Raw genomic sequence first — 6,316 nt, 5'->3', positions numbered from 1 at the left:
GATCCCGGGCGAGCTGCTGGACCGGCACGGCGCGGTGAGCGCGGCGGTCGCGCGGTCTATGGCGTCGGCGGTGCGGCAGCGGTTCGGGACGGCGATCGGCGTGGGGATCACGGGGCTGGCGGGGCCGGGGCCGCGGGGGCCGCCGCGGTGTCCACCGCGCGGGCCGGCGCCGCACCGGCCGAGGCGGCAGGTAACGCGACCAGCCCCAGTACGGCGACCGCCGCGACGGACGCGGCCAGGAATCGTCGTGACACAAGTCCTCCAAAGGGTGGCCGGGCAGTCCGAGGACCGCCCGGCCACACAGGTTGCTACAGGGGCTTGATCCTGATGTTGCGGAAGTCGATCAGATCGTTGTCGCTGTGGTTCTGCAGCCCGATGAAGCCCTCGGCGAACTGCCGCAGATCCGTTGGCGGGTCACCCGCGCGGGACGACTGCAGACCCGGCACGTTGTCGAACTCGTTGATCACGACACCGTTGCGGATGATCGTGAAGTGCTGTCCGACGGCCTTGATCTCGTAGTCGTTCCAGGTGCCCTTCGGCTTGGCGCCGGCCTTGTCCAGGGTGATCGGGTCGAAGTTGTAGACCGACCCGGTCTTCTGGGGCTCACCGGTGTCACCGTCGTAGATCTGGATCTCGTGTCCGCAGAAGATCGCGACCCACGCCTGCGACGTGCGTGCCGAGCCGACCGTGCCGCAGCTGCCCGCCGGCCGCTGGGCCAGTGGTGTGCGCGGATCCGGGAACCGGATGAACACACCGCTGTTGGCCCGGAAGCCGTCCGGCGCCGCGTCGCGGAACTGCAGCTTCAGCGAGTAGTTCTTGAACGGCTGCTTGGCGTACCACAACATGCCCAGCCCACCGGCGGACCGGAGCGTCCCGTCCGGCTGGATCGTGAACTTCCCGTCCGGGGCCTGTAGCCAGTTCCTGAACGAGGCGGCCGTGCCGTCGTACAGGGCGTCGTACCCGTACACGCCGGCATTGCCGATGTTCGACGACTCGGCCGCCGACACCAACTGGTCACGCTGGTTGGTGCTCAGGATGCCGAGATCGACCAGACCGTCCGCGACGGTCTCCACGTGGAAGACGAACGCGCTGTGCGACGACCAGGTGCTCTCGTCGTCGATCAGGTCGTCGACCTTGCAGCCGCCGCCGGCGTTCTTGTTCGCCACCGTGGTGTCGATCGCGTCGTCCGGGCCGAACTTGACCGTCGTGTTCGGGTCGGCGGTCGCACAGCCCACGTTCACCGAGGTCCGCGTGGTCACGACCTCGCCGTCGGCGTAGGTCGTGGTCAGCTTCGCCGTGAACGGACCCGTGCGGGTGTAGGTGTGCTTCGGGTCGGCCTGCGACGAGGTCGAGCCGTCACCGAACTCCCACTTCCACGAGACACCGCCGCCCTTGGAACCGTTGAACTGGTAGGTCAACGGCTTGTTCTGCACCGCGACGTTGGCCGCGGCCGGGGTCGGGGTCGCCGCCCCGCCGGTGTAGCTGATCTTGATCAGCTTCTGGTTGTTGTCCAGCGTGAAGAACGCGTTGCCGTAGTCCAGCATGTACAGCGCGCCGTCCGGGCCGAACTTGGCGTCCATCCAGTTCTGCAGCTTGTTGTCGCCGCCGCCGTTCGGGATGATCTTGAGGAGCGTCTCCGCGAACGCGGGCGGCTGCGCCGTCGGCACGCCGGCCGGGTCCACGGTCACCGCGACGCGGTTGGTGGAGGTGGACTCGTCACCGATGAACCACTTGTCGTCCCAGTACTTCGGCCAGGCGACACCACTGTTCTGGTTCACCCGGTCGTAGTGGTAGGTCGGACCGGACATGATCGCCTGGCTGCCACCGCGCAGGTACGGCTCGGTGTAGTTGGCGTCCGCCGCGTTGTAGGTGGGGATGTTGCTGTTCGGCCGGTTCGGGAACACCGGGCCGCCACCGTCCGGCGAGTACCAGATCATGTTGTTGCGGATCGGCGGCAGGTTCACCAGGCCGGTGTTGCGGGGCGAGGTGTTGAGGGGGTTGTCGCAGTCGTACCAGCCCGTGAGGACGGCCGCGTCGGTGCTGCTGCGGTCGCGGTACGGCTGCTTGTTGCCCATGCAGTACGGCCAACCCTGGTTGCCCGCCGAGGTGATGATGGTCGCGGTCTCGTACTTGGCCGGGCCCAGTTCGGGGCTCGGGGAGGCCGCGTCCGGACCGACCCAGCCGACGGTCACCCAGTTCTTCTCGGGGTCGACCTGCAGCCGGGCGGGGTTGCGCACACCCATCACGTAGATCTCGGGACGGGTCTTGTCACCCGGGTCGTTCGCCTCGGGGAACAGGTTGCCCTGCGGGATCGTGTAGGTGCCGTCCGCCTCCGGGTGGATCCGCAGGATCTTGCCGTTCAGGTTGTTGGAGTTACCAGCCGTCCGGCGGGCGTCCTGGAAGGAGACACCCTTGTAGTTCTGCGTCCAGTTGTTGCCGGAGTAGCCGTTCGAGCCCTCCGACGAGTTGTTGTCACCGGTGGAGACGTACAGGTTGCCGTCCTTGTCGAACGCCATCCCGCCACCGACGTGGCAGCAGCTGTGGATCTGCGTGTCCCAGTGCAGCAGGTCCTTGCGGGTCGCCTGGTCGATCGTCTGGGACGTCGCGTTGTAGGTGAAGCGCGAGATGGTGCGCTGGCCCATCTGCGTGTCCGTGTTGATCGACTCGTGCGGCATCCAGTAGACGTAGAGCCAGCCGTTGGTCGCGAAGTTCGGGTCGAGCGTGATGCCGACCAGGCCTTCCTCGTTCTTGACCAGTTCGTCGCCGCTGCCGCGGTTGCCCATCACGGCCAGGGTGGTCAGCAGCTTGGCCTTCTTGCTGGACGGGTCGTACACGTGGATCGTGCCGCAGCCGAGACCGATGTTCGGGTTGGTCCAGTCGTTCGGCTGGGGCACGGTGTTGCCGGCGCAGGCGGCGCGGCCGATGTAGAAGATCTGGCCGTTCGGCGCGATCGTCAGGCCGTGCGGCTCACCGATCTGGTCGAGCTGACCGGCCGTGTTCTTCGGGGTCAGCCGCTCGATCTTGTAGTTCGAGGCGATGGTGGCCTTGCAGTCACCACGCACCATGCCGGTGGTCCACTTCAGCGCACCCAGGATGTGGGCGCGGAACGTGTCCTCGCCGTAGCTCGCCTCCGTGCGGCCGAGGCCGGTGTAGAAGGAGCGGCCGCCGTCGTAGTCGCGGCACCACGAGATCGGGTGGAACGGGCCGTTCGACGCGTTGCCCGGCTTGTAGGTCCGCTCCTCGACCTGCGCGATGGTGTGGACCGTGCCGACCGGGTTCGGGTCCCAGTTCAGGTAGCGGTCGGTGTGCGTCCAGTTGTACCCGAAGCCCGCGTTGGCGGGGTGCTGCCGGTCGAGGATGTCGATGGTCGCCTGCTGCACGGCCGGGTCGGGCGGCGGCGGGGCCTCCGCGCCGTCCCGGAACAGGTTCAGGTCGGCCAGCTGGACCAGCGGCTCACCGGAGTTCTCGGTGACGTTGAGCCGGTAGTTCGCGTACGCCGTGGTGTTGGTGAACGAGAACTTCCTGGTCTGGAACCGATCGTCGAAGGTCTGGTTGGTCTGGGTGTCCAGGACGGTCCAGTTGGCGCCGTCGTTGGAGCCTTCCAGCGTCCAGTTCTTCGGGTCGCGACCGGGGAAGTCGTTGGCCGAGACCAGGGAGTAGCTCGACACCGCGACCGGCGCGGCCATCTTGTAGGCCACCCAGCCGGTCGGGTTGAACGTCAGCCACTTCGTCTGCGGGTTGTTGTCGGCCAGCTTCTCCTTGGTCTCGTTCGGCGGGTTCTCCGCGCTGGCCGTGACCGTGGTGACGGGCTCCGGCTCCGGCCGGCTGCCGACCGGGCGGGTGCCGATGAGCCCGGTGAACCAGGACGAGTCCCCCTGCGCGCGGGCCGCGTCGGAGACACCGAGGAAGCCGTTGCCCGCCTGGATGTAGCTCTGGAGCGCGGTCTCCTGGTCACGGGTCAGGGTGACGCCGTTGGCGGACAGGAAGACCACACCCCGGTACCTGTCCAGGTTGGCGGAGGTGAACACGGCGGGGTCCGTGGACACCGTCGGGGTGATCCCGTTCGCCGAGGCCAGACTGGAGATGGCGTCGGACGCGCGGACGACCGGGTCCAGCTGGTCGGCGGCGGGACCGTGGAAGATCAGGACGTTGACGGTGGCCGCCACCGTCGCCGCTGGCGCCGCTGACGCGGCAGGTGCCGGTACTGCCGCGGCTTGTGTCGTCAGCGCCAGTGGAGTGCTGAGAAGAACTGCCGCCCCTACCACCAGTGTCCTGGTGGCACGGCGGCGGAGCCAGCTCATTGAGCCTCTTCGCCCCATAGTTGGGCTCTCCCTCTCTGTGAATGGTCGGGTGGTTACTTGTGGCCGTGGCCGGCGGTCGGCGAAGTGCTCCTGGCCTTCTTCGCCGAGGGGTTGCCGGGGGCGAGTGGCGCGAGCCCGTTGTGCGTGCCCGTGGGGACCTCGGTGGCCCCCATGGCCTTCATGTCCATCTGGCCCATGGACATGCCGTGGAAGCGGTCGATGTCCGCCTGGGCGCCGGCCGGCAGGGAGCCGTCCGGGTTGCGGACCAGGAAGATGCCCGACATGCCGGCGTCCGAGTGGGACTGGACGTGGCAGTGGTACATCCACGCGCCAGGGCCGACGGACTGCCCCGCGATCACCTGGAAGCCGAAGGAGCTGCCCGGGTCGAGGTTCTTGTTGTCGATGACCTGCGTGTTGTCGTCCGGCCCGGACAGGTGACCCGTCCGGTTGTCCGCCCAGCGGTGGGCGTGCAGGTGGAAGGTGTGCGGCAGGTTGCCGTGCCCGATGCAGACGAACTCGACCCGCTCACCCTGGTTCGCCTCGAGCTGCGGGGTGTTGGGGGCGACGAGGTTGTTGATGGACTGCTCGTTGAAGACCACCGTGTACTGCCGGTCGGGCAGCAGGTCACCCTTCCTGCGCACGATCAGGCCGCCGTAGAGGCCCCGGATGAGCCCGCCGGTGCCGTGGTCGCCGCCGAGGGCGTGGTCGTGGTAGTGCCAGTAGCCCGCGCTGCCCGGCATGTAGACGCCGTCGCGCTGGTAGGCGGCCTGGGTGCGCCAGGTGTAGACGCGCGTCTCGCCCGGGTTGTTGAACGAGTTGTTGAGCGGGGCGCCGTCGGAGGCCACGTCGTAGTTGACCCCGTGCGGGTGGATGGACAGGCGCTGGTCGGTGTTGTTGACCAGCTCGATCTCGACCGTGTCGCCCTCGAAGATCTCGATGAGCGGGCCGGGGATCGTCGGCTTGCCCGGTTCGAGGGCGTAGCCCATGAGGTTGCTGTTCGGGAGTTTCTCGGCGTACAGGGTGATCTGTCTGAGCGTGCCGGCCGCGGCGGCGGACTCCGCCCCGGCCGCCGCGGAGACCGCGGCTACCCCGCTCGCCACCACGGCGGGGGCGAGCACGCCGGCCGCGGCCGCCCCGGCGAGCATCGATCGACGCGAGAGCGTCGGCCGACTCTGCTGTTCCATCGTTGTTGATCTCCGTTTCCAGGGCACGGGAGAAGAGCGGCCGATCAGCCGCTCGCAGTTGGTTCAGGAGCACAGAGGCGCGACGGAACACCTGGGTGGCACACAGAGGTGACATCCGTTGTCACGCTGCCTCGCCTTCGTCCCCGGGTGTGGCTAACCCGGGGCGTCCCTCGTTGGCGTGGACGTTGCCGTTCGGTCGCTTCTGACCAAACAACCCGAACTTATGTCGAAAGTCGACGAAAGTTAAGGCTCCAAACGGCGTAACAACGGGGAAGAGCAGGGTGGTTGAACGCGCAAGCGTGGAGTAACGCGGCCCGTTAGTACATTGGTTGTACGAATTTCACGGGCAGGGCTGCCGCGGCGCTCACCGTGCTCGACTGGACTCTAACGCCGCGACCGGCCCTGCGGACGCATCGAGGGCACCCTCGGGGCGTTGAGCGTCCCGAGGGTGCCCTCGAGGGCAGGAGCGGGTGCTACCGGCCTGCCACGGCCTTGCGGGCGGACTGGGCGTCGGCCGCGTCGAGGGCCAGGTTGGCCAGGCGGCGGCAGTCGGCCAGCGTGTGGGTTGCCAGGGCGGCGCGGACCGCCGGGATCGACGGGGCGGACATGGACAGGCTGGTGATGCCCATGCCGGTGAACACCAGGGCCAGCAGCGGGTCGCCTGCCGCCTCGCCGCAGATGCCCACGGGTTTGTTCAGGTCCTGGCCTGCTGCCGCCACCGTGGCGACCAGTTGGAGGACGGCCGGCTGCCACGGGTCCAGCAGGTCCGCCAGTTCGCCGTTCATGCGGTCGGCGGCCATCGTGTACTGGCTCAGGTCGTTGGTGCCGATG

At 68.1% G+C, this 6,316-nt stretch carries 4 protein-coding genes; all 4 read right to left on the bottom strand.

All coding sequences use genetic code 11. The features are described from left to right. Positions 1 to 107 precede the first annotated feature (107 nt). Positions 108 to 254: a hypothetical protein gene (locus ACJ73U_RS12780; RefSeq protein WP_407777800.1), complete on the bottom strand. Its 147-nt coding sequence runs from the start codon at positions 252 to 254 to the stop codon at positions 108 to 110. Between the two features lie 54 nt (positions 255 to 308). Beyond that, a complete protein-coding gene (locus ACJ73U_RS12775; protein ID WP_407777799.1) occupies positions 309 to 4,319 on the bottom strand; it encodes a ThuA domain-containing protein in 4,011 nt (1,336 codons plus the stop codon). A gap of 35 nt (positions 4,320 to 4,354) precedes the next feature. Further along, positions 4,355 to 5,485, bottom strand: coding sequence for a multicopper oxidase domain-containing protein (locus ACJ73U_RS12770; protein WP_407777798.1), 1,131 nt, complete (start codon positions 5,483 to 5,485; stop codon positions 4,355 to 4,357). Between the two features lie 473 nt (positions 5,486 to 5,958). Then, on the bottom strand, positions 5,959 to 6,316 hold a 358-nt coding region (locus ACJ73U_RS12765; protein WP_407777797.1), incomplete at its 5' end, for a putative PEP-binding protein.

The sequence above is a fragment of the Actinophytocola sp. genome, from assembly GCF_045807065.1.
Lineage (GTDB): Bacteria > Actinomycetota > Actinomycetes > Mycobacteriales > Pseudonocardiaceae > Actinophytocola.
Note: the sequence above shows the minus strand (reverse complement) of the source record. Positions and strands in the feature narration are given on the sequence as shown.